Here is a 26,543-nt window from a genome sequence, read left to right as displayed (position 1 = left end):
GGATTGCGTAAAAAGGTAATGGAACAGGGCTTTTGGGGACACTATGTTTCCGGCTGTACGATACTCAGGTATGGCACCCGTTGGAAAGCACTATTGAACCGGTTTATGATCAAGGTCACGGGCCATGTAACCTGTATCTTACACGTAATTGTGACACAGATATGTTCAGGCCCGAGCTTCTACAAGTGCATCTTTCGCCGGGCTCTCCCTATTTGCCCTGTTCTGGCTCCTGCAGTTCCACGTTTTGCGCTTGAAAGTGTTCTCTACTGCCAATAGACACGCACTTAACGAAGAAGGGAAACAGGAAAACATTCCCCGGAATATTTTCCCGGTGACTAAAAAGGATCTTTGAAACGGAACTCAACGATGACGACAAGCAACCAATCACGAAACTTATCACTTGATGTCCTGCGCGGCCTGACCATCGCACTGATGATTCTGGTCAACACGCCCGGCTCCTGGAGTGCGGTATGGGGCCCCTTGGGACATGCTCACTGGCATGGCTACACGCCAACCGATCTGGTGTTTCCTTTTTTTCTGTTTATCACCGGTTCTGCCATGTACTTTTCACTGAGAAAGTTTAACTATCAGCCGTCGAAAGAACTTCATATAAAGATACTTTCACGGGTGGCAATCATCTTTTTGATCGGACTTTTGTTGCAGTGGTTTCCGTTCACCAAATCCTTTGATGATCTCCGTATCATGGGAGTGTTGCAACGAATCGCCCTGGCCTATGGTATTGCTGCCATAGCCATTATTCATCTCTCAACCCGCTGGCTTGGCATTTTTTCAGGTCTCATTCTTCTCGGATACTGGGCTCTGCTGTTCTTTGCCGGTTCAGCGGGAGATCCCTACAGCATCGAACACAATATCGTCCGGCAGGTAGATCTGGCTGTTCTGGGAAAATCCCATATCTACCCCTACATGAAACCCATTTTTGAACCCGAAGGGTTGCTGAGTACATTACCGGCCGTAGTGAACGTGATCGCTGGTTTCTGGGTGACAAAAGCCGTGAATATGATGAAAGATGATCAAGAGCGATTCCGGAAGCTGATCAGTTGGGGGATAGCTCTGTTGGTCATCGGTCATGTCTGGGGACTGGTATTTCCCATCAACAAAAGCCTGTGGACCAGTTCCTACGTAGTGGTCACCAGCGGCTGGGCGTTGGTGGTCCTCGGAATGCTGGTTGCCGTCTGCGCTACCCAAAGGGGCAAATCGGTCATGGAGCCCTTTCGTATTTACGGCACCAACCCGCTGTTCATCTACACAATATCCTGGCTCTGGGTTTCTATTTACAGACTGATACCGGTACCAATGAGCGGGAGTACCGTAGGGTTGAACACGTTTATGTATGAATCCTGGTTTCTTCCGGCTGCAGACAATATCTACCTTGCCTCACACAGCTATGCCCTGGTCCACGTTATCCTCTTCTGGGTCATCGCCTGGATGTTGGACAGGCAAAAAATCTATATCAAAATCTAAAGCATTACAGATATTTCTATTCTGATTCGGCCGACCTCTTTTCGCCGGAGGTTGGCCGATTCGATCTTAGGGTTTGTATTCCGGAATGCGCTTTTCTGACTATTCTTACAGGCCCAACTACTCCTGATTACTCCCAGCCCCTTCTACCTATCTCTATCCTCTCCTACCTGTTTCCAACTATTCCTGACGATAAATTCCATCGACGATGCCGGAAAGAAATCTCTCATAGGCCCCGGAATCCTTAAGCTTCTGCAGGCCTTTATTAAAAGCCTCAGCATAATATTCAGATCTGGGATTTTTCTTGGATAGAATGACATGATACCCCACCCGTCTCAGTGGCCTGGGATGGTTGGTAATTCTTTTCGCGACGCCCGGTGGAAGGTTGTTCGCGAGAATTTCATAGCCCACTTCCAATACACAGGGAAACAGGTTGATCCTGCCTTGGGCCAGCTTCTTAAAATTACTTTCATCGGTAGAGATCCTTTCCACCGTAATCAATCCGTTTTGCTCAGCCTCGCTAAATGCTTTTCCATATGAATACCCAATAGTGGCACCAATTCTATAGTCTTTGAGGTCTTCGAAAGTAGACCAGTCAAAAGCAAGGTCTTTGCGATGAAAAAATACATCCGAAAGCTCTATGATGGGATCGGTAAATATAAAATTATCCGTCCTTCCATCGGCTTTGGACCAAGCGACTGAGCCGGTCCAGACATCTCCGTCTCTAGCTTCCTGCAGCGCTCTTTTCCATGGGAGAAAGGTATATCTAACGTCGATTCCTTCCAGCTTGTAGGCTTCCTTGACGACATGGGAAATAAATCCATGCTCAAAGTATTTTTCAGATGTAAAGGGAGGCCATTCCCCATTCGTCAGCTTAAGGTCCTCAGCCGACCCAAGGAAAGAACAAAGTTGCAGCAGACATAACAGTGTGGTCGCCAGCACGTTCTTCATACGACCCCCCGAAGTATTTTGAGCTCTTACTTTTCCTTCTCAGTCATAGTTTAGTGCGCTGGCAACGATTGTCTATGGCAAAGCCTGTATCTTCATTGATTGGTCCGACTTGAGAGCAACGCAATGCCCATGAAGACCAATGCGCCTCCCAGGCACTGTCCGACTCGGTGCCCCACCCTTTTAATCTGACTCAATACCCAACGATGAGTAATACCGGCCGCCAGTAATGAGAACCAAGCACCATGAGCCAGACAGATGATGAAGCCATACAGAACCTGCATGGAAATCGGCGTATCCTTGCTCACAATTTGAGTAAAAATACTGACGTAAAACAGTGTCGTTTTGGGATTAGTGACATTGGTGATAAATCCCTGCCGATAGAAACTCCAGGCTGATATAGCGATGTCGGAACCTTCACCGGGCTCTGACAACGTCATTTTGCTCAACCAGGTCTTCCAACCCACATAGATCAGGTATAAAGCGCCGATCCACTTGACCAGGGTGAATACTTCCTGGGATGCAGCAATCAACAACGACAGACCTGCCAGAGTGTATGCCGTATGCACCCATGTCGCCGTGGCGACACCCAGTGCGGAATAAACACCGGCTGTCCGCGAGAAAAACAGACTGTTCCGCGTCACCATGGCAAAGTCTGCTCCAGGGCTGATAGCCATAATGATGGCAATCAGACTCACCTGAAGAAGTTCAGGCCAATAAAGTGCTATATCCATGACTATTACTCCATCACCCCAGCGGAGCCTCCAACCCACAAACGATCGATGACGCCACTTCTGGCCTCCAGTTCCACTTCGATCAGGCTTGGTGAGGGCGGATGCATCAAATGGCCCTGCTCAACCAATATCTGCTGATTTTCATACTCAAGAAAATCGTGCAGATAAATAGCGGCACACCCTGCACCCATGCCGGTGGCAGACTCTTCATCGATGCCATAGCTTGGCGCAAACATGCGGGCGCTCAGAGTTCTGCCAGTCACCAGGGTTTCACGGCTGACGACATAGAAACCGATAAGATCGAGAGCTTCACTGAGAATCCTGATCCAGGCTAAATTGGGCTTCAGTTGAGCCAATTCCTCCCGGCTTTCCAGCATAACGACCAACCAGCCCACACCATTATTGATCAATGCCGGCGGAGCAATCTTCACAAAACTGTCTATCGGTACACCAAGCGCTTCCGAAAGATTGGGATAATACTCCTCCGATAATGCAGCCGAGCTGATTTTCATTTGCTCCAGGAAAGCTTTATCACCTTCTATACGAATACGACGAATGCCATCAACGGTTTCCTTGCTGTGCTGGCCATCCTTCAACAAACCCTGTTGTGCCATAACTGAGAAAGCTGCCACAGTCGCGTGGCCGCAATGAGCAATTCGCTTGTTCGGAGTAAAGAAATCCAGTTTGACAGACGCAATATCTGAATGAGATACAAATGCCACTTCGGATAGCCCTGCTTCAGCTGCCAGTGCCTGCATTTGGTTTTCATCCATCCCGTCAGCTTTCAATACAACTCCGGCGGGGTTCCCTCCTATACCATTTTCCACAAATGAGCTTATCAGTCTGAGATTTTTATTCATTACTCCTCCGCTAGGCAAAGCCTTTCAAACCAAACTAATTAAGAGCTATTATGGGCACCCGAAAAGGATTTAACGACTGATATACTTATTAGACAGATTAATGAATAGCTTACTTCTCTCCGAACTCCGCTATCTGGAGGCAGTGTCTCGCCTGAAAGGCTTTTCCGCAGCGGCGGAACAGGTAGGCATCACCCAAAGTGCCATGAGTCAACGCATTAAGCGTCTGGAGGAAAAACTCGGGTTCCCGGTCCTGATCCGTACAACCCGGCAGTTACGCCTCACACCACAAGGGGATCGCCTGATTCAGGCATATCGCAGTGCGCTGGCAGAAATTGACGGTGCACTCGATGAAATCAACAGTGAACAGGCAAAGGGAACGCTGCAGGTGGAAACATTTACCACCTTTGGCATGTACTGGTTACTGCCGCGTTTGTCAGACTTTCACCAACGCCACCCAGATATCAGGATTTATCTGAATACAGAAGAGCAGATACGAACGCCAGGGTCGGGTCAGGCAGATGTGATCATTCGGTTCTCTGCCGAATCCCCGGCCGGTTTTTTCAGCGAGCGTCTGGGAACCGAAGAGATATTTCCCGTTTGCAGTCCCATACTCCTGGACAGAATGCAACTTGATAACCCAGCTGATCTTCTGCGCCAATGCACCCTGCTCAGCACCCGAAACGACGGCTCCGATAATTGCATGAAAAGCTGGAATCAATGGTCGGAAACGACCGGGATACCCGTCAGTAACGACATCATATATTTCAGCAGGACTGAGCTGGTGTTACAGGCGGCACTGGCAGGACAAGGCATTGCACTCGGGCGCTCGTTGATAACAGCTGACGCCATTGCCAGTGGAAGCTTGGTGCCTTTGCCGGTCTCTCGATTTAAGGCACCTTTCAACTATTTCTTTCTTACTCCCTATGAACGGGCAAACTGGACCAAGATCCGCCTGTTTCACGACTGGCTGAAGGAGCAGTTTTCCCGGCCCTAGAGCTTCATGGTCTTGCCGAACAATCCCAAATCATTCATGGCATGGATCTGCTCTTCCGTATATCCGGCTTCAAACAAAACCTGGTGAGTATGCTCACCAAGTTCAGCGCCGATGAACGGTGGCCTCGTCGCCGTACCGGAAAATCGGATAGGGCTGGCCAGCTGCCGCTGGCTATGACCTTTACCGTCAGACACCTCACAAATCATTTCCCGCTCGACAAACTGGGGATGCTGCACACTCTCAGACAGTGACAGGACCGGCTCGACACAAGCATCTTCATTGGCAAATACTCCCTGCCAGTGAGCCAGATCCCTTTGCCTGAATGCCTCAGCCAGAGCAGTTTTGACTCTGCTGCAATCCTCGGGTTTCTGACTCAGCATCAGCATGCTGAGATCGGCGATATCCAATATTTGACATAGTCTCTGAACAAATTGCGGCTCTAACGCCCCGACAGAAACATAGCGGCCGTCCGAGGTTTCGAAATAGTCGTAGCCTCCGGCACCATTCAAAGGAGAATCTTCAGCCTCCGGATCATGTCCCGTGGCCAGATGAGCCGCCATAGCCATATGATTCATGGTAAATGCCGCATCACACATGGAAATATCGATGTGCGTTCCCTGTCCGGTATTCATACGCTGTATCACCGCCGCCAGAATCCCCATCACCGCGTGATGGGAGCCTCCCGCCACATCCGCGACCTGGATGCCCAATGCGGGAGGGCCGGAAGTCTTGCGTCCGCTGTAGGAACTAATTCCCGCCAATGCCAGATAATTGATATCGTGCCCTGCCCGGTTTCGATATGGACCAGTCTGCCCGTAACCGGTAATCGAACAGTAGATCAGCCTTGGATTGATCTCCTTCAGCTGCTCGTATCCTAACCCCAGCTTATCCATCACACCGGGCCGGAATTGTTCGACAACGATATCGTAGTCGTCCAGCAGCCTGGCGATAACTTCTTTGGATTGGGCTTTCTTCAAATCCAGAGCAACAGAACGTTTTGAACGGTTAAGATAAGCGTGGCTGGCGGAGACTTTTCCAGTCATCGGCGGCACCACTCTCAATAGATCCATCCTGGTAGGAGATTCAATCCGCAACACCTCTGCCCCCATATCCGCCAGCATCATCGTGGCGCACGGCCCCGGCAGCAGGGTACTGAAATCAAGAATTTTGAGACCTGATAGTGGCACCGTCATAAGTCTTACACCGATTGATTGAAACAATATTTTTGTTAAACGATATTTTTGTTAAACGATATTGGTATTAGCGATATCTGTATCAGTAGAAACCATATTTAGACAGGATAGTCAGATTGATAGTCTCCAGCGGAGACTGCTGTCGGGCAATGGGAAAAATCACCATAAGCATTGGCTATTTCGATCCGGATCAACGTATCCTATGCAGAAAACCTCCTGGGAAAAATTTCTTAGAAAACAATTCATTGAAAATGGACAAAATCACTGTTTCCAGTCACTTCGTTGAAGCCGCGATCAGCGGAGCCATTAAGCAAGGAGTGGAACCTGCCGTCATACTGTCAAAGGCTGGTATACCTACAGAAGTACTTCGCAACCCTAAAGCGAGAGTTTCAGCTGCTCAATATACCAAGCTGATACAGACCATCTGGGCGACCATGCAAGACGAATTCATGGGCTTCACCAGTCTTCGCAGCAAACCCGGCACCTTTGCCACAATGGGCTATCTGGTGATTCACTGCACCACCCTGGAAAGTGTGCTCCTGAGAGGTAACGCCTTTTACTCCCTATTTGAGAAGCCGCTGGGAATGGAGTTGAAAAAGTATGACGACCAGGCAGCCATGGTCATCACCTCCGAATCTGATTTGCATGATCCCTACCACTTTCTGCAGGAAAGCTGGCTGGTTATCTGGCACCGGTTTTCCTGTTGGCTAACCGGGCAGAGAATCATTCTGGATGGCGCTTATTTTAATTATCCGGAACCCGCACACTCTGCGGATTATCACCATCTGTTCAATTGTCCCCTGCATTTCGACCAGCAGGAAACCAGGCTGGTGTTTAACAGGAAATACCTTCATCTGCCGGTCATACAGGACGAGCTGGCATTAAAGGAATTCCTCAAATCTTCGCCAGCGGACCTGCTGGCCAAGCCAGACGATAGCCATACCTACACAGCGCGTATTCGGGCCATTCTGGGCAAAGACCTGAGCCAGCCGTTGCCGGACTTTGAGTACGTTGCCTCCCAGGTCAATGTCAGCCCGCAAACATTAAGGCGACGCCTGAAGGACGAGAATACTTCCTACCAGGAAATCAAAGATCATATGCGTCGGGATACGGCAATCTACTACCTGGGGCGCCACGATTTTTCCATCAACGAAATCGCATTCAAGGTCGGATTTACAGAGCCCAGTACTTTTCATCGGGCATTCAAGAAATGGACAGGACTAACGCCGGGAGAGTATCGCGAATCTTCGGCCAGGGAACGGTGATTCAAGATTGAATAAAGTCCGTAACGAGAAACCCGAGGGCCAGGTCGTCAACTTACTCGAATTCAGGGAACGAACTTTGAGGAGCTGATTCCGCAAGAGACGGCCCCGCTTTTCTCTGACGTTTCTGCTCATATAGCCGGTTATCGGCATATTTCAGCAGCGCACGCGCAGAGAGCTCCGGTATCTGATCTGTAGATGCCGCCCCGATACTGATTCTCACTGGAACCATCACCTCGTCAATGACTAATGGATTCTCATGAAGGTATTGCTGAATCCGTTCAGCCATTTGTATCGCGCCTTGTCCATCCTGATTCGGCAGCAACAGGACAAACTCATCTCCGGCAAAGCGGAAAGCCATATCCGTTTTACGCAGCAGACTATTGAGACAACCCGCCACATGTTTCAGGTATTCGTCCCCAATATCGTGTCCGTAAGAGTCGTTAACCTGTTTAAAGTCATCACAGTCAATAAAAGCCAACCCCAAAGGCGAACCATGGCGGGCAACCCGACTCAACTCACGCTCCAGTGTGTCTTCCATCTCCCGCCGGTTCTTCAACTGGGTTAATGGATCCCGGGTTGCCAGATAGGCCACTTTTTCTCTCGCGACAACGGCGCTCAGGCACAACGAGGCTTTCACACTCAATTGTTTCAGAAAGAAACTCTCTTTGTCCGAGCGGTAGCGATCCTGGGTAATGTCAGCAAGATTGAGGCTGCCAGCAATGCGCCCTTCCAATAACAGCGGCAGAATCGCGATAGACCGGATTTTGGTTCTCAGGTCAGGTGGTGTCAGGAGGAAGAAACGGGACAGTTGGGCATGATCCAGTAAAGGTTTACGGCATCCCTTGGTCGCTTCGAGATACTCCACCGAATTGACTGCCACCCACCGACGTGCCAGGTCATCGGATTCACGCAGAGCATTTATCAGAGGACGGTTGTGCGTGTTATCGATAACAGAGTACCAACCGAAGGCGATATTAAATTTATCCGTGACAACGGATAGGAGATGTTCGAGAAACGTCTTGGTCTCGGCAATATTGAGAATCGCCACCTCAATATCAAACAGGTTGCGGGCGATTTCTTCATTTTTCTTGGCTCTTGCAATGAGCTCTTCTAGTGTTTCCATCAAACTTGACGTCGGATATGAGCAGCTTTGAAGAAGATGAGGACACATTAAGCACTATCGTCACTGCATTCAATAGTACTGTTTTTAAACAAAATGTCATCTTATCCAGATAATTTAAATTTATTTTTCCACGGGACTTGACGGCACCGGGACGGATCCTTAATATACGCCCCTCGTTGTCGCGGGGTGGAGCAGTCTGGTAGCTCGTCGGGCTCATAACCCGAAGGTCGTAGGTTCAAATCCTGCCCCCGCAACCAGCATTCTAAAGGCCTGATTTTTATCAGGCCTTTTTTATTTGTGCTGTCACTAGCACCGCGTGAAGGAAAGTCGACGGTCGTAGCCGGATGGCCGGCCCACCTGCGAGGCCCGGATCAAATCCTGCCCCCGCAACCAGCATTCTAAAGGCCTGATTTTTATCAGGCCTTTTTTATTTGTGCTGTCACTAGCACTGCGTGAAGGAAGTCGGCGGTCTTAGCCGGATGGCCGGCCCACCTGCGAGGCCCGGATCAAATCCTGCCCCCCCCCGCACCAGTTTCTAAAGGCCTGATTTTTATCAGGCCTTTTTATTTGCGCGATCACCAGCACTGCCTGCCGGATCGCTCGCTTAACAGGAAGTCAAAACCAGATCCAGCCTCTGCGCCAAAATTAAAAATCGAATTGCTGTTGACGGCACTGAGTTGGATCCGTAGTATACGCACCTCGTTGACGCGGGGTGGAGCAGTCTGGTAGCTCGTCGGGCTCATAACCCGAAGGTCGTAGGTTCAAATCCTGCCCCCGCAACCAGCATTCTAAAGGCCTGATTTTATCAGGCCTTTTTTATTTGTGTCGTCACCAGCACCGCGTGAAGGAAAGTCGACGGTCGTAGCCGGATGGCCGGCCCGTTCAAATCCTGCCCCCGCAACCAGCATTCTAAAGGCCTGATTTTTATCAGGCCTTTTTTATTTGTATCGTCACCAGCACCGCGTGAAGGAAAGTCGACGGTCTTAGCCGGATGGCCGGCCCACCTGCGAGGCCCGATCAAATCCTGCCCCCTCCCCGACGCCTTGCCGGTGTCACGGCTTCAAATGGCGATCAAAAAAACCTATTAGTTTCTCGTGGTGCACATTTTCGGCATCGCTCCGACAGGTGTGATCTTCCCCTTCGTAGTAATGGGTTTCCAGCAATGGATTCACTGGGCGCAGACGTTCTTCCAACCTTCGAGTCATTTCCACACTCCACACTCTGTCCCTGGTTCCATGACTCAAGAAGACCGGGCCGTTGTATCGCTCGATTTCAATTGGCGTGGTGGGTTTAAGGCTTTCCGAGGACCCCCGCCATTGCCAGGCTCTTTCGCCGGGATCCCAGGCCTGCCAGCCCGGATCTCCTGCGTCCCGCCATTTTCGTGCATCAAATGCTCCACAAACGACATCCGCCGCAGAGTGCGCAGCGACTGCATCCGGAAGATTGCTTCCACCCTCAGAGGCCATCAATGATGTCACCAATAACGCATGCTCCCCTCCCCGGGAGATGCCATAAAGCCCAACTTTTCCGGAACAGAATTCAAAATTTCGAAGGGCGGCTAATGCCTCAACAGTCCTATCAAGCGGCACATCCTGAATGGCACCCGCATTCCAGGCATTACCGCCACGCGAATAGGCATGCGGATAGGCAATATATCCATGGGCAGCCAGAATCACCGCATTTCGATGCGACCATCCGGAGAGACCTCCTTCAGAGCCATGCAAAAGCAACACTGCCGGAAAAGGTCCTTCTCCCGCGGGGCCATAGGTGGTACCAAACTCAGGTAGCAATCTTCGAACGATGGAAAGCACTGTAAATCCTTTTTCCAAGAGACATCGGGGGCACACCGCCGTTAACCGTTCAACCGGCAGACATGCCGACACAATGTCACCAGCCATGTTAGCGGGATGCAAAAGAAGTGATTTATGAAGCCAATATCAGCACACAAAACACATAGGCATTTACACCTATATCCTTTGGCCTATTTGGCACCTACATTTTTAATGTGTGTTTTGACACATCTCAATTAGGCGATTTGGCCAATTGAACATACACTTTTAGATAGAAGTGCAGCTGACAACAATAACAACCGGGCTAAATTGCCGCTCATTGAAGAGCACCAGCGGCAAAATACTCCCAACATCGAGCCAAGGGCACAGTGATTCGACAGAAACTCTGGGCACACATGTGGAGTGATTTTATGGATATATTGGTTTTACTACGCCGGATAGGGATATTGATATGTATGTCGCTAATCAGTCATCAGGCATTAGCAAAAGACACTTCTTTTCCAGCAGTGACGTTTCTGCATTCTAACTGGCCGCCGTTTGAGTATGTGAACGATCAGGGAGAAGCCACTGGATACACAATCGATATCCTCAATGCCATGCTTGATCTGGTGGACATTGAAACGACCATTCAGATTTTTCCCTGGAACCGGGCCTATCAGACAACCTTAAAACACCCGAACCACGCAGTATTCACCCTCGCCAGAACAGAGGAAAGAGAACCTCTGTTTTACTGGGTAGGGCCTATTGCCAGCCGGGAAATCTATTTGTGGAAACTGAAGTCCAGGCACGATATCAAGGTTTCCACTCTGGAGGATGTCAAACAATTCCGGGTAGGTACGGTCCGGGGTGAAGCCGGCGAGCGGCAATTACTGGAACATGGATTTAAGTTCGATGTAAATATTCACTCTGTCGACGACCAAACCCGAAATTTTCTGCTACTTTTTAACAAGCGCATCGATTTTTTTTACGGCCTTGAGCTGACCACTTATTTCATCCTGAACAAGGAAGGCTACGACCCTTCAAAAGTCGAAAAAACGGTGCTGCTCAGCGGTGGTCAGGAATATTATTTTGGGTTTAATCGGGAGACACCTGAGCGGGTTATCCGCCTGTTCCAGGACGCTCTGCAAACTATCAAGGACAACGGAACTTTTACACGAATTCAACGGAAGTATGGAATGTCGCCCCCTTGAGAACCAATTAGGTTCCGCCGGGGCCTGTTATTGAAACAGCTCTATTCTCTCCGGTGCGCCCCATTCGGGGTGCACACCCGGTTCGGAAGTTCATCCCACTGTCTATTGAGTTGTAGACTGAACAGCGTTTGAAAATGGATTTTGTCGAACATGGAACCCGCGTGGTGCATTAAGGAGATACCATGAACAACAAGAACCATATCCGAACTGCTGTCATCCTTGCTGCAGGTACTGGCTCCAGACTTCAACCATTGACCCAACAGGCCCCCAAATGCCTGACCCGGGTAGGCGAAGAAACCATTCTCTATCAACAACTTAAACATCTTCGATCGCATGGCATCAGCCATCTGGTGATGGTGATTGGCTATATGGGCGATCACATTAAGCGTTATTTAGAAGAGCATGCTCCGGACTTTAGCGTAGAGTGGATCAACAACCCCCACTACGCCTCAACCAACAATATCTATTCTTTGTGGCTTGCACGAAGCGCGATCACCGAACCATTCCTGCTGCTTGAGTCCGATCTGGTGTTCGACGGTGACCAGCTTGAAGCCATGCTTGAGTTTGACAGAATTGCCGTCTCCCCTACCCAGCCCTGGATGAACGGCTCTCATGTCGAGGTAGGGGAAAATGAGGAGGTCATACAATTTATTCAGCCTCCAGAGGAGATTCCACCGAACAGCTACAAGACCGTTAATATTTACAGCTTCTCGCAGACCTCCTGGAAAAGAGCTCTTCAGGGCATTCAGAAAATGGTCAAAGCCGGCCGGCTTGATGCCTATTATGAAACCGCTTTTGCAGGATTGGTGGCGGCAGGTCAATTGAAGATGAAAGCGGTGAAGTTCGATCCCGACCGCTGGTATGAAATTGATACTTTAGATGACCTGCAAGCCGCAAAACAGCGTATGATATCAATGAAAAATATCGCACAGGCAGGCCACAGGGGATAAGTCGTGCAAATCGATACAGCCAGGGTTAGGCACTATTTTGACCGGGTAAGCCCATCATTGATGGGTCCCTACATGATGGACGGCTTCGGTTTCCCGCAGGGTGCAGGGAAATACAGGCTTAAAAAGGAACTGGCCATAGCAGAGTCATTGCTAAGCGGCCTGGAAAATAATGACCTCGCCCTGGATCTGGGCAGCGGAGTGGGTCACTGGACTCAATGGCTGGCGAGCCGGTTTCGACGGGTTGAATCCGTGGAGGCAAGCCGCTCGCTATATGAACAGCTGGAGCTGAGATGCCAGCGGCATCTCAATGTCCACACTTACTGCGGCAATGCCCTTTCCTACCAACCCAGCAGAAAAGTCGATCTCGCCTTTCTTGGAGGGTTGTTAATGTATCTGAGTGACGATGACAACACGAAACTTCTGACTCACCTGCGGAATAACCTCTCAACCACAGGCGTAATCCTGGCCCGGGAATCAACCGTAAGATCCATGACCCAGCACAAACAGGGCGATTACTCGGTGATCTATCGAACCATCAAGCACTATGAAGCGCTGTTTGCGGATGCGGGATTGGAGTTGTCCCAAATTCAGCTGAATACTGCCTACGAGCTGCTGCAGATCGGCTGCGAAACCGTCAAGCACTGGAAATCCTCCGTCCCTCAAAAATGGCAGATGCTCCCCGTTGTGGGTGGATCAGTTTACTGGGGTCTGCGCGCTTCCAGCGGCTGGCTGCCGGGTTTGTTGAGAAAATCAGATCGTGAATTTCCGGTTCTGCAAAACCACTTTTTCCTACTACGACCCAAAACCGCCAGGAGAATCAGACCTTAACATGCCGGTTCCAGACAGCATTATTCAACGTACCTCAATTTGGCAATCGGGTTACCGCAATACCGCCAACCTGGTCTCTTTACTGGGCATCGCTCCTTTGATGTTATTACTACTGCCTGAAGGGTTAAGCTGGATTCCCTGGGTAATAGTACTGAACAACATCGCAGACGACCTCGACGGACTGATCGCCGGCTGGCTGAATATCCGCAGCCAATTCGGGGCACACCTGGATAATGTTTGTGATGCTGTAGTTCACGGCGGTATTGTGCTGGCGTTGGCGTCATCCCTCGACGTCTTCGGAATGGTGACAGGCTTCCTGGCAACCTGTTCCATCGTTATTCGTTCCACCCGACGACTCTCTTCCGACACCCCATCCGGAGGCTCCCCTACCAATGAATTGATGCGTCATTGCCTGTTGGTCTGGCTGCTGGCCGACCTGGGTTGGATTTCTGCCAGTCTGGCTCTGCCGGTACTTTTTGTCGTTCATTCCATCAGCCTGCAATTTACCACCACCATGCCCTGGCTGATCAGAAATCTGATCCGCACGCCAGTCCCCATCATTGCCCTGAATGCCTTCCTGCTTCTTCTGGTGGCTTACCCCAGCCCCTGGCTGGTTGGAGCCTCGACAGTGGTTATTATTGGCTCCTACGTGCTGTCATTCTTCAGAGTTGCTCTATCAATGCTCAGCCCCTCCCCCAGCAGGGATCTGCCAGATACACGATGACTACAAAATTTGCATAGCCACTAGCCCAATTAACCACCAAAACGACTACAATAAACAGCCGGAACGTTGTAACCAAGGCGGTAATACCAGATTACTGATCAACTTACCTGACAACTATGCGCCAAAAACAGGGAATGAGTGTTGTGACAACATTGAGGATGCTTGCTTTTATCTTTTCTATTCTTTTCCTCCCGGAAGCCATGGCCGGCTGCGAGCGGCCATTGTCAATGGGATGGGAATCCTGGGAGCCCTATATGTACCGGGACCAGGAAGGCAAGCTCACCGGCCTGGATATCGAGTTGATACAACAGGTATCGAAAGAAATCGACTGTCAGATAGAATTTATCGAAACCCCCTTCAAACGCCACCTGATTGAACTTAAAAACGGCAACATCGATCTGGCAAGCTCCACCCAATACACCAGTGAAAGAGAAGAGTTTGCCTGGTACTCGATTCCATATAGAACCTCAAAATACAGCCTGATCATTCGGCGGGGTGAGCTCGATAAGTTTCCGTTCAAAACTTTCGAGGACTTCCAGAACAGTGACATACACCTGGGTATTACCCGGGGCTATTTCTACGGCGAGAGAATGGCAAGGATCATTGATAAGAAGTCCGGAAATATCGTCATCGAAGACGTGGTAGCCGAAGCCATAAACCTCAGAAAGCTCCTGGCCAACCGGATCGATGCTTTTCTCGCAGATCCGGTTGTCATTCAAAGTGTTGCCATAGAGGACAACACGCCTGACAGCTTTGAAGTCCACCCCCTCCCCATTCATGCCACAACTTTCCACTATATTGCCAGCCGCCTGTCCGTCCCAGAAAACCTGATGATGCAGATCGATAAAGCATTGACCACCCTGAATCGGGACGGGTGGATAGGCCAGTTGTCTGAGAAATATCAGGGAATGAGCAACTGACGTCACCTTACCGATGACAAATGCCGTCGATGAGGTAACAATAGCCACCGACTGAATTGTTACAAAAATAGAGAAACGCCAATGATACCAAGCTTAGATATATCCAGGTTCGAGACCGACAAAGAGGGATTTCTGAAGGACTTCGCTGAAGCCTACAAAAGTTGGGGATTCGCCGGTATTACGCATCACGGCATTGATGCAGAGTTGATTCGGAAGTCACTCAAGGTTACGGAGTCTCTGTTTGCCCTGCCCGAGGAAGTCAAAATGAAATACTTCCTGGACAACGGCGGCACTCGCGGATACACCCCGTTTGGAACGGAAATCGCCAAAGACGCTCAACATGTAGATCTGAAAGAATTCTGGCATGTGGGAAGAGACATTGAAGGTGTACCCCCTTATCCGCAACTCCAGCCCAATATCTGGCCAGAGGAACTGCCAGAATTCAAAACGACCATGTTGTCGTTATATAAGGCCCTGGACAGCCTCGGACGCCGGATGCTCTCGGCATTTGCCCTAACTCTCGGTGAAAGTGAAGACTTCTTCGATAACAAGGTAAATCTTGGCAACAGCATTATCCGACCATTGCACTATCCTCCTCTGCCGGAAGGCGAGACTGCCAGCGTCAGGGCGGCTGCTCATGAGGATATTAACCTGATCACTTTGTTGGTAGGTTCCGAGCAGGCCGGACTGGAGGTTCTTAACAAACACAATCAGTGGGTTCCAATTACCATGATTCCCGGCACGATTGTCTGTAACGTTGGAGACATGCTGCAACGCCTGACGAACCATGTGTATCCATCCACGACCCATCGGGTTGTCAATCCGGACGGAGATGCCGCCAGACACAGCCGTTACTCTATCCCGTTCTTCCTGCACCCGAACCCGGACGTATCGCTTGACTCGTTACCGCAGTGTGTTACCGAAGATAATCCTAAACGTTATCCGCCAATCAGCTCCCATGACTATCTGCTGGAACGGTTGCGTGAGATAGGCTTGACTAAATAACTGCAATAGAAATAATCACGTCTCGCCGAGTCTTTGACTCGAACGTGTTTGATGTCACCAGGGAATGATATTCCATGAAGAAGTTTTTGGTTCTGATCGTCGCTTGTGCGGCCATCTATCAGTATAAACCGGAGTGGATACCATTCCTTGATCCTGGCGTTGGATTTGCCTCCGACGGCAATGCTCAAACCATTATGTTCACTTTCAATGAATGCGCTACTCCCTGTGATAAGGCTATCAACGATCTTCAAGAGAGAGGGGTCGACTTTCAACTGATCAATGTCAATGATTCAGAAGAGAACATGGCGATCTGGAGAGACCTTAAGGCCCCCAATTCATTTCCTCTGATCGTTGCCGGGAGTGAACGCAGTTACAGTGATGCAACAGGGGAAATTGCTTCGGTGTTGGCGGTTAACTTTGGTGACAAGTACCTGACCTCAGAAGAAATGGAGCTGTTTGAACGGCATTTCAATTCAGATGGTTCAGATAAAGTGATCATGTATGGCGCGAGTTGGTGCCCTTACTGCAAGAAAATGCGGGAATACTTTGCAGAAAACAACATCGACTACGAAGAAATTGATGTTGAAAAAGCCAGTAATAAAGAACAGCTGATCAGAGCTTTAAGCATTTCCGGGTATCCGGTTACCTACATCGGCTACCATCGCGTAGAAGGAATGAACCCTAAGAAAATCAGTAAGCTTGTCGGCAGTTAAGCTGACAATAAGTTCCGCGCCTCCTGCTTCTAACTGCGTCTTCTTCCTTATTTCGGTGATATAACCAAACCAGGTTTTATCACCGATAACTCCTTCCTGCACCCAATTGTTTGTTTTCCCACCCAAACCTTTCGAATTATCACTTTTTCTTTCATATATTTTCTTTTTTTTACTTTTTAGTTCCTTTTCCCTATGCTACTTTCGTTTATAGGTCATAATAAATAATCCGCTCAAAGCCTGGCCAAAGTTGAGCAAATGTGCAGGACTTAGACAAAAAACATTTGAAAAATAAGTGACCTGGACAAAATGAAGGCTAAGAAATGCCCGCTAAAAACAAACATAAAACGAACGTGGTATATGAAAAATGAAAACTATCACAACAGGTTTACATACTTCCATCGCCTCCGCGTGCCTTGCCACTTCCCTGCTCCTAAGCTCCACTCCTTCTCAAGCTTCATACGCCGATCAGATAAGCCCGAAACAACGTGCAGTTATCGAACACTGGGTTGATACCGAATTTAAAGATTCTTCTATCAGCCGGGATCAGCAAATCGAGGAGTTAAGTTGGTTTGCAACCATTGCAAAGCCTTATCAGGGCCTGGAACTAAATGTTCTGTCTGAAACCATCAAGACACATGAATACGAATCCCAGGTACTTGCCAAGGCCTTTGCTGAGATCACCGGCATCAAGGTAAATCATGAGTTGCAACCGGAAGGTACCGTCATCGAACGTTTATGGATTCAGTTCATCTCTGACCAGCATCGATATGACGCTTTTATCAATGATTCAGACAATATCGGCACACATTCCCGCTCAGGGAAAATTCTGGCATTGAGCGACTATATGCAGAACGAGGGTAAGGACGTCACTCTGCCGACACTGGACACCGACGACTTTATTGGCATGAGCTTTGTGACCGGACTGGATGGCAAAGTCTATCAGCTGCCGGACCAGCAGTTCGCCAACCTGTATTGGTTCCGCTATGACTGGTTCCAGCGGCCGGAGCTGCGGAAACAATTCAAGAAAATCTACGGCTATGAGCTGGGCGTTCCGGTTAACTGGTCAGCCTACGAAGACATTGCCGACTTCTTTACCAATCACGTCAAACAATTAGACGGCAAACGGGTCTATGGCCATATGGATTACGGCAAGCGTGATCCTTCTCTCGGGTGGCGCTTTACCGATGCCTGGTTCTCCATGGCAGGATCCGGAGATGCAGGCTTTCCTAACGGCAAACCCGTAGATGAATGGGGCATCCGGATCGACGGCTGTCATCCGGTTGGCTCCAGCGTGGCCAGAGGTGGGGCGACAAACAGCCCGGCATCAGTGTACGCCCTGGAAAAATATATCAAATGGTTGAAAGAATATGCGCCACCTGAAGCTATCCATATGAACTTCTCTGAAGCCGGCGCAATTCCCGCACAAGGCCAGATCGCTCAACAGATATTCTGGTACACCGCCTTTACCGCAGATATGACCAAACCGGGCCTGCCGGTCGTTAATGAAGATGGAACCCCAAAGTGGCGCATGGCTCCCTCCCCCCACGGAGCTTATTGGAAAGAGGGCATGAAACTGGGTTACCAGGACGCGGGATCCTGGACGATTCCCAAAAACATGACACAGACCCGCCAGAAAGCCACCTGGCTCTATGCCCAATTCACCGTGGCCAAAACAGTCTCATTACGCAAAACACTGGTGGGCCTGACTCCTATCAGGGAATCCGATCTAAGATCGACGGCAATGCAAAGGGTGGCTCCCAAATTAGGCGGGCTGGTTGAATTCTATCTGAGCCCTGCCCGCAAAGCCTGGACTCCGACAGGGGTTAACGTTCCCGATTATCCCAAGCTTTCCAAATACTGGTGGCAGACCATCGCCAGTGCAGTGACGGGCGAAAAATCCGCCAAAGCTGCTCTTGATCATCTGGCTGAAAAACAGGACAGAGCCATGGCAGTTATCCAGCGTAAAGCTGAGCTGCAAACTTGTGCTCCCATAATCAAAGACGCCAGTGAAGTGGAAGGTGAAGTGTACTGGCTGCAACAACCAGGCTCGCCCAAGCCGAAGCTCAGCAATGAAAAACCCAAAGGGATTACCGTGCCTTATGACCGGCTATTGCAGGCATGGAAGGAAGGCCGAGTTATGTAGAGAGTCATGTAGAAAGTTATGTAAAAGGTATGTAGAAAGCGTTATATAAAGAGCTAAATAGAAAAGCAGAACAAACAACAGAACAAACAACAAGCAGTTTTTAGGAAGATAACCAAGGTGAGCCCAGCCTGGCCCTAGTTGGCCAGGCTGGGTTTTCTTTAAGGAAGAACGCAGCTGTTACTCCAGCCGGTCTCGGGTGAATAACAACCGTTCAGGTCACGAAACAAATCTGCTGTCTGAGCTCCACTCCCCGAAGCTCCCGCATCATTGAATATCAAGTTGGTAGACCGCACACCTTCCGGCATCTGGAAAAAGTACCAACCGTTACCCAAATCTTCCATCGGCGTACCCGGCCAGCCAGCCCCCTCTACTGCAGCTCCCCAAAAATACAGATTGGGTAAATCGCTCCACTCCGCAGGCTTTTCAAACCAGAACTTCAAGCCCGGCAAGGTACATTCATCTGTCCAGTCTCCAGCAATACTGTAGCAACCGTCCCCTTCGCGGTACAGGTCAGTCGTCTGCCCGCCAGCACCTTGATTGTTGAAGATCAGGTTGCCAGCAGTCACACCATTGGGAAAGGTAAAGCTATACCAACCATCCCCAAGATCGGTCATGGGAACACCCGGCCAGTCCACAGCTGGGGTTTCCGGGCTGGTCTCCCAGTAATAGACGCTTACAGCATCCCATCCTTCTGTGTTATTGAAATACACAGTAAAGCCGGGTTCTGTAATCACGCCGTACTGAGGATTGCAGGGAAAATCTGATTGCCCGCCAGACTGCCTGGCAACAAATACAGCAGCCGTTCGTGCCGGAATGCTAAAGCTGTTAGCGCCTGAATCATAGTTCGCTGAGCGTACAATCGTATCAACGCCGGTTTGCTGAACCTGGTGCAGCTCAAATAACTGCCCGGCCAGAGCCTGGGAAGAGAACGTCAGAGTTTCATCATCAGCATTAAACAGAATCACCAGACCGTTCAGCTCGCTATCCAGATCCACACCTGCACAGCTGCCATCGCTGACTGCCATCACAATCAATCCTGGTATCTGTCCTGCACCGGAGTTAAGAAAACTCAGCCGGCGATTGACATCATCGGCACTGTCCAGTCTCAGTAACGGCGTCGAGTAGCGAACGGACAACTGCTCCTGGAACAGACGCGAAGCCAGCTCAATATGCTCCGGCTGCGGCGCAATATTCGGATTGCTCATAATCTCAGACATCACCGTCCAGCGGGGTCCGTTCTTATCCTGGGAAGGAAGTCCTACCGCCCAGTTATTGTCCTGCTTGGTGAAATCCACTTTGTTGAACCAGTCTCCTGCATCAAAACTATCCCGTCCCATGGATTTGGAACGCAACAGGTCAGTTCCCATCTGATGGAATGGGACCCCCTGAGCATAGTTAACAAATGCCTGACTCAATACCTGAACCCGGACGCGAGCATCCATTCCCAGGTTATCCGGCAATTTGGCCTGCGTGTTATCCCATAGGGATTCATTGTCGTGCTTGTCGATATAGACAATATTTTCCTGGGGATCCGCTGTATATCCAACCCCGGAATAACTCTGCCCGGTAGTGACATTGCCGGCATTGTCTTCAAATGGGTAATTTTTAAGATTTCCGGCCAGCCCGATACGAATCCGGTCCGCTTGATCACCAATACTGCTGGCGCCGCCGGTTACTCCATTGGGGTAGGTTTCATTTCCATTGGCAAAGCCCTGGGCACGTCCCCGATCGGTAAAATTACCACCTCGCACAGCATCACGCAGACGATCATTGAAGGTACCGATTCCAGTTCCCGCCATGTTTGGCTGTGTCGCCTGTTCAAAACGTTGGTTGCCCGCCACTTCACCGAAGTCCCAGCCTTCTCCGTAGATATATATATTGGCTCCGTCTACCCCATGTTCAACTGAATTCAGCGTAGCCAATGCCTGCTGGATATCCTCCATAACAGCTTTAGGGTGATGGCCCATCAGGTCAAAGCGGAAAGCATCCACTTTGTAGTATTGTGCCCAGTTTTTCAGCGCCTGCACCATCAGGTGCTCCATCATGGCGTGCTCGGCCGCGGTGTTGTCACAGCAGGTGGAGGACTCAACGTCCCCATTGGTCGCATTACGCCGGTGATAGTATCCGGGGACGACTTTATCCAGCACGGACTTGTCATATAAACCTGACGCATAGGTATGGTTGAACACCACATCCACCACCAGCTTCAGTCCGATTTCGTCCAGCGCCTTGACCATTTCGCGGAATTCCAAAATTCGGGTTTTCCCCTCTGGATTCGTGGCATAGCTTCCTTCCGGCACATTGAAATGGTAAGGGTCATACCCCCAGTTAAAGCCATCAACCGACGGGAATCCCTCGGTACGCATATCATAATTAATCGCCTGAATGCGCGTATTAACCGGGTCCGCGTCCTTCAATTGGGTAAACACATCGCGAATAGATGTGTCACCGAATTCCTCACAACCTTCCTGAACCGCCGGAACAGATACCTTGTCACACAGCCGACTATAGGGGTCATCCAGGTTCACCTGATCATCCGGGTTTTCTTTCACTGAAGCCAGATCGTTAACCGGCAGCGCATGAAAATGAGTCAGACCTGCTTGCTTCAGCTCCTTGAGGTGCGCCATACCGGCAGATAGTGCCATGCCGTTCTCACCGTCATAGGTAAACGCCTTATATTTACCGCGATAGGCTTTCGGTACCACTGGATCATTGGCGCTGAAATCCCGGATATGACCTTCATAGATACTGATATCCTTGTGCGCCGGAAGACTTTTCACCAGAGAATCCCATCCCGCAGGCTTCAACGTCGGATCATTGGCAATATCCACAAACTGACTGTACTGACTATCCATACTCAGGCTTAAGGAATACGGATCCGTCACTTCGTAGGTTTCAACCTGATCATTTGCCGGGTGATAAACCTGTATTTCGAATCGGTAAAACAGATCCAACCAGCCACTATTTCCCGCAAAGGTGTAGACACCGTTTTCCTGTGACGTAGGAGTTAAGGTTTCAAGCAGATCCTTATCGGCATCGTAGAGCTTCAACCTGACACTTTGAGCCGTTGGTGCCCACAACCGCAGATTGAATTGTCCGTCATTGACAACAAAGCCCAATTGCCCCGCATAGGAATACAGCTCATCAATCACGCCTGGCGTCTGTACATAGGTAGCCTCCAGCAGATGGTCGTCTGCATCATATGAAGCAACCACCAACTGTCCCTTCAAGGCTGACTTAATTTCTTCCTCAGAGGCAGAAAGGGTATAAACAGGCCAATCCGCAAGGTGCTTGAATTTTGCCTTGGAGGCATCTGACAGAGGACCTCCCGTAACCAGATCCAAGGACTGTTCAGCTCCCGCGACCACATTGTCTTCAATGACAATGGACGCAGAGCTTGATGACAGTAACTTGTAGTTTGAAGCGCGGCTGTCCAGCGCCTGCCATACCAGCTGACTGCTGTTCAGCCAATGCGCCCGGAAACCATCGATGGTCACTACCCGATTATCAGGTACCACACAGGTATCGCTCCAGCTGTCATCGTTCTCGCCGAAGCAACCGTCTTTATCACGGAAGAGATCCCCCGTCTGGTTGCCCTGACCATCATTGAAAATCAGATTCGCTGAAGAGACATCCGCGGGAAACTGATACTCATACCAGCCTTCGCCCAGATAGGTCGCAGAAACTCCGGGCCACTCCACTGCCGGGGCAGGATCGGCGTTCCAGTAATAAACATTGATAGCATCTCCCCACCCATCAGGTTTCTTGAAACGCACAAGAATTCCGGGCTGAGGATGATCGCAATCATCGCTCCAGACATCACCGCTGATGTCATAGCATCCATCACCTTCACGATATAAATCGGTCGTCTGGGCGCCTTCCCCATTGTTAAAAATAATGTTTGAAGCGGTCACACCAGCGGGAAACTGATAGCTGAACCAACCTTTACCCAGATCTTCCATGGCAACACCGGGCCAGGAAACACCGCCCGCGGGGGCATTGGTATTCCAGTAATAGATCAGTGCGTTTGACCAGTCTTCCGGTTTCTCAAAATAGACTTTAAAACCAGGAATGGCGCAGCTGTCGGTCCAGCTTTCAGTTGAAACCGAGTAGCAGCCATCCCCCTCACGGTACAAGTCAGCGGTTTGATGGGTCCCGTCGTTGAATATCAGGTTGGCCGCCTGGACGTTGTCGGGAAACGTGTAGCTGAACCAATCATCGCCCAGAGACTCCATCGCCTGCCCCGGCCATTCGGGCCCTTCAACTTCGGCATTCCAGAAATAGACATTAGGTATCCCCCAGCCAACGGGCTTGCGGAAATAAACCGATATTCCCGGCTCGCTGCCCCCGTCGGTATCGGGATTACACGCATCCACCCAACTTGAGTTGATGTAACAGCCGTCTGTATCACGAGACAGATCAGCGGTTTGGTGCCCCTGACCATCATTGAAAATCAGGTTCGCAAATTGGACTCCATCATCAAACTGGAAACGGAACCAACCATTGCCCATAGCCTCGGCAGGAACACCAGGCCAGTCCACACCAGACTGGGGGACGGCATTCCAATAATAGATGTTGACACTATTTCCCCAATCCTCGGGTTTCTTGAAGATGATATTCAGCCCTGGTTCTGCACCGACCTCCACAGTCACTTCCTCAGAGACCTGCTGCCAGCTCCATGGATTCCTCGCTTTCGCGCGAAACGTCAGTAGGGTTCCCGCTTCATGTTGGTCAGCGTTATAAAACACCCGATAGTCGGGAGTCTTATCGGTACCGATGCCTTCAAATTCACCGCCGTTAACACTGACTTCAAAGCTGACCATGGACATTGGCAACAGAGTATTGTCTTCCCACTGGATCTGGGCCGGAACCTCAAAACGGCCACTGACCTTTTTCATCGGGTCCAACAGCAAAGAGACAGTGTCGATGCCTGGTGTTGAGATTTTCTGCCGCCCCTGATAAATCCTGACGGATAATGCAGGAATCGTGATAGTGACATCACCGGAGGTGTCTGCATTCAGAGAGAGTGACTTCGGATATACCGGCTTATACCGGTCACTGGTCGCCGGAAGAGTCAGACTCTGCTCTTCTGCGGAGGTGTTCATGACAACAAGCACCTCTTTGGGATCGTTATCCAGGACTCTGGAAAACGCAAACAGGCCGGTTGCATCGTCCACATGACGTATAAACATACGCCCTTGTCGCAGCGCGGAGTAATGATCCAATACCTCGGCATAGGCTTTAAGGGCACGGTACATGGGGTGGCGCCGGTCAAAGTTGTCATCGGCGGTGGTCGCATCGGTACCAATCAAGTCATTGTCGTTATAACTGAGGACCTGACTGGGCATCATATCTTCGCGAGAACCCGTATCACCGCCGTCACCGGTAAATCCTTGTTCATCTCCGTAGTAAACCACTGGAATGCCACGCCCAAAGTAGTTGAGTGCATACGCCAGTTTCAGTCGGGCAAGATGATCAGCGTCAGATTCATTGGGATTAGCGTTGCGAATTTCCCGGCCTAATCGCCCAACATCGTGATTACTGACGAAATTCATCAGGGTACCGGCATCGCTGTCCGCGTCGGTATACCAATCGTCATCCGCAAGAATTCCCGCAAGCCGAGACGGGCCGTTGTTATAGGCGAAAACATCTCTGGCGGCGAAATACATACCAAAATCCAAGGCGGAAGGAATCTGTCCTTCTGTGGTATAGCGGCTGATGACTCTGGGACTTCCGTCAAACACCTCTCCGAAAATAAAGAAATTACGTACCCCTTCAGCTTCCGCATGGGCCAAAATTTCCGGAGTCCATTGTTGCCAGAAGCTCATATCCACGTGCTTGACGGTATCCAACCGGAAACCATCAATTTTGAATTCGGATATCCAAAATTTGAATATATCCACCATCCCCTCAACAACCTGAGGATCCGCAGTGTTCAGATCATCCAGCCCATAGAAATCACCCAGAATACTTGATTCACCAGAGAAGGTGCTGTCACCGCGATTATTGTAATGGGCAGGGTCATTTAACCAGGCCGGAACCTTGTCATTTTCACGACCGGCAGGGATAAACGGTGTATAAGCGGACTGAGAGCTATCCACATAAGGGCAGCTATCCATACCGTCCTTCAACGTACCATCCGGATTGTGACATTCGTCATAACCGATCACATCAGCGGTATGGTTCACCACGATGTCAAAAAACACCTTCAGACCCATTTTGTGTGCTTTCTCTATCAATTGAGAAAGCTCCTCGTTGGTTCCCAGGTGAGGGTCGATGTGGGTGTAATCCAGTGTCCAATATCCATGGTAGCCCGCCCCACTGGGGATCGCAGCTTCGTTTCGGAACACAGGAGTCATCCAGATTGCCGTTACCCCCATCTCCTTCAGATAGGGCAGTTTTTGCAACAGGCCGGCAATATCACCTCCGTGATAGTAGGCCTCGTCTTGCTGATCAAAACCATTATCGTCCCGGGTTCCCGGGATGTTTCCGATATCATTGGAAGGGTTTCCGTTATGGAATCTATCTGGTAAAACAAAGTAGAAGACTTCGTCCTGAATAGAGCGCTCTTTACAGGCACTCAACGCCAGAAGCACAAACAGCAAGGCGAATGCCCTGCTGAGGGAGAGGAGCAGGTTATGTGTCATGGTGATTTCCCTGTTATTTTTTGTAACAAACCATACCGATAACCACCAAATTCACATCATCCCAGCCCTTAGCGGCCGGGGCGTAGGAAAAAGGTTGAGAGGGGGGAGATCAATAAAAACAGCTCAAACCACTTTTTTCGCAAAAGTGTTAGTTCTATCATCCCTGAGAGATATCAATTTGAAGTATTATTAACGAGTCGACGTTTAGGGAATTGAGTCTTAGTTGGGCTGACACACTATAATAATAGCCAGTAACTAAGTGAAAGCGGCTTCACTTTATGTTTTAAGGAGTACTCACATGAAATCTGTATTTACCGCCATGGCTGTCAGCGTTGCTCTGATCAGCGCCCCTGTTTTTGCTGACTGCACCAAAATTGTGAAAGAAGTGGACTACGAGTTGCTACACAGCTCTGTAGACTCAAAAACCAAGTCACAAGCTCGAGAGCTTAAGAAACAGGGAGAAGATCTCTGCAAGGCTGGCGATCAAAAAGGGGCAAACCGCACCTTAAACCAAGCATTGCATATTTTAAGCCCCAGCTGATACCCGGCCGTCAGGAAACAGAAACAGGGGTGGAGAATAACGTTCTGATATGCTCCACCCGCTTTCTGTTCACTCCAAGATCGGAATACCCCAACCTTGATGCTGAACGCACATGGATCAAGGAATGTTCCGCGTCACAGAAAAACTCCAAGTCGTCTACAAACCCTAGCCATTTAGTCGCACACTCAAAATACAGATAGCCGTCACGCTCCTCTACAAGCGTCGCTCCGGGAATTCTTGAAACAATCTTCTTCAGTTTTTGCAGGGCTCCTTCCGGGGAACCTTCGTATTTCAAAGGGGTAATTCCGTGACGTTTTCGCTCATCCTGACTACACACACAGTTGGGCTTACCGGAGCATAAAGACAATTTCCCTTTTTTGACTCCAATATTCTGAGGGCGCTTACCTGCCAGCATGGAAATCTCCCTTTCAAGTGGTTTGCCTGATATCTATAGCTTAGCCCCGGTCGTGGGTAAAACCCAGTAGGTCTACTACCA

At 49.9% G+C, this 26,543-nt stretch carries 20 protein-coding genes and 2 tRNA genes; 14 read left to right on the top strand and 8 right to left on the bottom strand.

The features are described 5' to 3' along the window. Positions 1–366: 366 nt before the first annotated feature. Positions 367–1,482 carry an acyltransferase family protein gene (locus BTA51_RS17620; RefSeq protein WP_094709592.1) on the top strand — a complete coding sequence of 372 codons (1,116 nt, stop codon included), beginning with the start codon at positions 367–369 and terminating at the stop codon, positions 1,480–1,482. A 177-nt stretch (positions 1,483–1,659) separates the two neighbouring features. Here BTA51_RS17620 and BTA51_RS17615 read toward each other — a convergent pair whose 3' ends face one another. From BTA51_RS17615 to BTA51_RS17605, 3 genes are all read right to left on the bottom strand, one after another. Then, positions 1,660–2,430, bottom strand: a complete 771-nt coding sequence (locus tag BTA51_RS17615) for an ABC transporter substrate-binding protein (protein ID WP_094709590.1) — start codon at positions 2,428–2,430, stop codon at positions 1,660–1,662. A 92-nt stretch (positions 2,431–2,522) separates the two neighbouring features. Then, positions 2,523–3,161 carry a LysE family translocator gene (locus BTA51_RS17610; RefSeq protein WP_094709588.1) on the bottom strand — a complete coding sequence of 213 codons (639 nt, stop codon included), beginning with the start codon at positions 3,159–3,161 and terminating at the stop codon, positions 2,523–2,525. Positions 3,162–3,166: 5 nt separating this feature from the next. Further along, entirely contained in the window at positions 3,167–4,021 is an 855-nt protein-coding gene (locus BTA51_RS17605; RefSeq protein WP_094709586.1) for a PhzF family phenazine biosynthesis protein, read from the bottom strand. A 100-nt stretch (positions 4,022–4,121) separates the two neighbouring features. Here BTA51_RS17605 and BTA51_RS17600 point away from each other — a divergent pair, with 100 nt between their 5' ends. Beyond that, positions 4,122–5,015 carry a LysR substrate-binding domain-containing protein gene (locus tag BTA51_RS17600; protein WP_094709584.1) on the top strand — a complete coding sequence of 298 codons (894 nt, stop codon included), beginning with the start codon at positions 4,122–4,124 and terminating at the stop codon, positions 5,013–5,015. On the opposite strand, the gene BTA51_RS17595 is transcribed toward BTA51_RS17600, so the two are convergent. Further along, complete coding sequence (locus BTA51_RS17595; protein WP_094709582.1) at positions 5,012–6,208, bottom strand: CaiB/BaiF CoA-transferase family protein; 1,197 nt, start codon at positions 6,206–6,208, stop codon at positions 5,012–5,014. The genes BTA51_RS17600 and BTA51_RS17595 overlap by 4 nt on opposite strands. 251 nt (positions 6,209–6,459) lie before the next feature. Between BTA51_RS17595 and BTA51_RS17590 the strand changes: the two genes are divergently transcribed. Next, a complete protein-coding gene (locus tag BTA51_RS17590) occupies positions 6,460–7,473 on the top strand; it encodes an AraC family transcriptional regulator (protein WP_094709667.1) in 1,014 nt (337 codons plus the stop codon). A 52-nt stretch (positions 7,474–7,525) separates the two neighbouring features. Here the strand turns inward: BTA51_RS17590 and BTA51_RS17585 are convergent, their stop codons facing one another. Beyond that, positions 7,526–8,596 (bottom strand): GGDEF domain-containing protein, encoded by a 1,071-nt coding sequence (locus tag BTA51_RS17585; RefSeq protein WP_094709580.1) that lies wholly within the window; start codon positions 8,594–8,596, stop codon positions 7,526–7,528. A 180-nt stretch (positions 8,597–8,776) separates the two neighbouring features. On the opposite strand from BTA51_RS17585, the gene BTA51_RS17580 reads away from it, so the two are divergent. Both BTA51_RS17580 and BTA51_RS17575 read left to right on the top strand, forming a co-directional pair. Further along, positions 8,777–8,853 (top strand) — tRNA-Met (locus BTA51_RS17580). Positions 8,854–9,302: 449 nt separating this feature from the next. Beyond that, positions 9,303–9,379: transfer RNA gene (locus BTA51_RS17575), tRNA-Met, on the top strand. 269 nt (positions 9,380–9,648) lie between these two features. Here the strand turns inward: BTA51_RS17575 and BTA51_RS17570 are convergent. Continuing rightward, positions 9,649–10,407, bottom strand: a complete 759-nt coding sequence (locus tag BTA51_RS17570; RefSeq protein ID WP_246841077.1) for a S9 family peptidase — start codon at positions 10,405–10,407, stop codon at positions 9,649–9,651. 389 nt (positions 10,408–10,796) lie between these two features. On the opposite strand from BTA51_RS17570, the gene BTA51_RS17565 reads away from it, so the two are divergent. From BTA51_RS17565 to BTA51_RS17530, 8 genes are all read left to right on the top strand, one after another. Next, the gene (locus tag BTA51_RS17565; RefSeq protein ID WP_168188204.1) at positions 10,797–11,576 is read left to right on the top strand and encodes an ABC transporter substrate-binding protein; all 780 of its coding nucleotides are present in this window, start codon (positions 10,797–10,799) and stop codon (positions 11,574–11,576) included. Positions 11,577–11,758: 182 nt separating this feature from the next. Beyond that, complete coding sequence (locus BTA51_RS17560) at positions 11,759–12,526, top strand: sugar phosphate nucleotidyltransferase (protein ID WP_094709574.1); 768 nt, start codon at positions 11,759–11,761, stop codon at positions 12,524–12,526. 3 nt (positions 12,527–12,529) lie between these two features. Next, complete coding sequence (locus BTA51_RS17555; protein ID WP_094709572.1) at positions 12,530–13,354, top strand: trans-aconitate 2-methyltransferase; 825 nt, start codon at positions 12,530–12,532, stop codon at positions 13,352–13,354. A gap of 1 nt (position 13,355) precedes the next feature. Further along, on the top strand, positions 13,356–14,078 hold the full coding sequence (locus BTA51_RS17550) for a CDP-alcohol phosphatidyltransferase family protein (RefSeq protein WP_094709570.1): 723 nt from the start codon (positions 13,356–13,358) through the stop codon (positions 14,076–14,078). Positions 14,079–14,221: 143 nt separating this feature from the next. Beyond that, positions 14,222–14,998 carry an ABC transporter substrate-binding protein gene (locus BTA51_RS17545; RefSeq protein WP_168188203.1) on the top strand — a complete coding sequence of 259 codons (777 nt, stop codon included), beginning with the start codon at positions 14,222–14,224 and terminating at the stop codon, positions 14,996–14,998. An 81-nt stretch (positions 14,999–15,079) separates the two neighbouring features. After that, complete coding sequence (locus BTA51_RS17540; protein ID WP_094709566.1) at positions 15,080–16,003, top strand: isopenicillin N synthase family oxygenase; 924 nt, start codon at positions 15,080–15,082, stop codon at positions 16,001–16,003. Between the two features lie 74 nt (positions 16,004–16,077). Continuing rightward, positions 16,078–16,716 (top strand): glutaredoxin domain-containing protein, encoded by a 639-nt coding sequence (locus BTA51_RS17535; RefSeq protein WP_094709564.1) that lies wholly within the window; start codon positions 16,078–16,080, stop codon positions 16,714–16,716. Between the two features lie 364 nt (positions 16,717–17,080). Continuing rightward, positions 17,081–18,859, top strand: coding sequence for an ABC transporter substrate-binding protein (locus BTA51_RS17530; protein ID WP_094709562.1), 1,779 nt, complete (start codon positions 17,081–17,083; stop codon positions 18,857–18,859). 158 nt (positions 18,860–19,017) lie between these two features. On the opposite strand, the gene pulA is transcribed toward BTA51_RS17530, so the two are convergent. Then, positions 19,018–25,506 carry a pullulanase-type alpha-1,6-glucosidase gene (pulA, locus tag BTA51_RS17525; RefSeq protein WP_094709560.1) on the bottom strand — a complete coding sequence of 2,163 codons (6,489 nt, stop codon included), beginning with the start codon at positions 25,504–25,506 and terminating at the stop codon, positions 19,018–19,020. A gap of 298 nt (positions 25,507–25,804) precedes the next feature. On the opposite strand from pulA, the gene BTA51_RS17520 reads away from it, so the two are divergent. Then, a complete protein-coding gene (locus BTA51_RS17520) occupies positions 25,805–26,047 on the top strand; it encodes a hypothetical protein (RefSeq protein WP_094709558.1) in 243 nt (80 codons plus the stop codon). A 10-nt stretch (positions 26,048–26,057) separates the two neighbouring features. Here the strand turns inward: BTA51_RS17520 and BTA51_RS17515 are convergent, their stop codons facing one another. Beyond that, entirely contained in the window at positions 26,058–26,462 is a 405-nt protein-coding gene (locus BTA51_RS17515; RefSeq protein WP_094709556.1) for a DUF1499 domain-containing protein, read from the bottom strand. Between the last annotated feature and the right edge of the window lie 81 nt (positions 26,463–26,543).

The sequence above is a fragment of the Hahella sp. CCB-MM4 genome (assembly GCF_002260525.1).
In the GTDB taxonomy this organism is placed as follows: domain Bacteria; phylum Pseudomonadota; class Gammaproteobacteria; order Pseudomonadales; family Oleiphilaceae; genus Hahella.
This window is presented reverse-complemented; position numbering and strand designations above follow the sequence as displayed.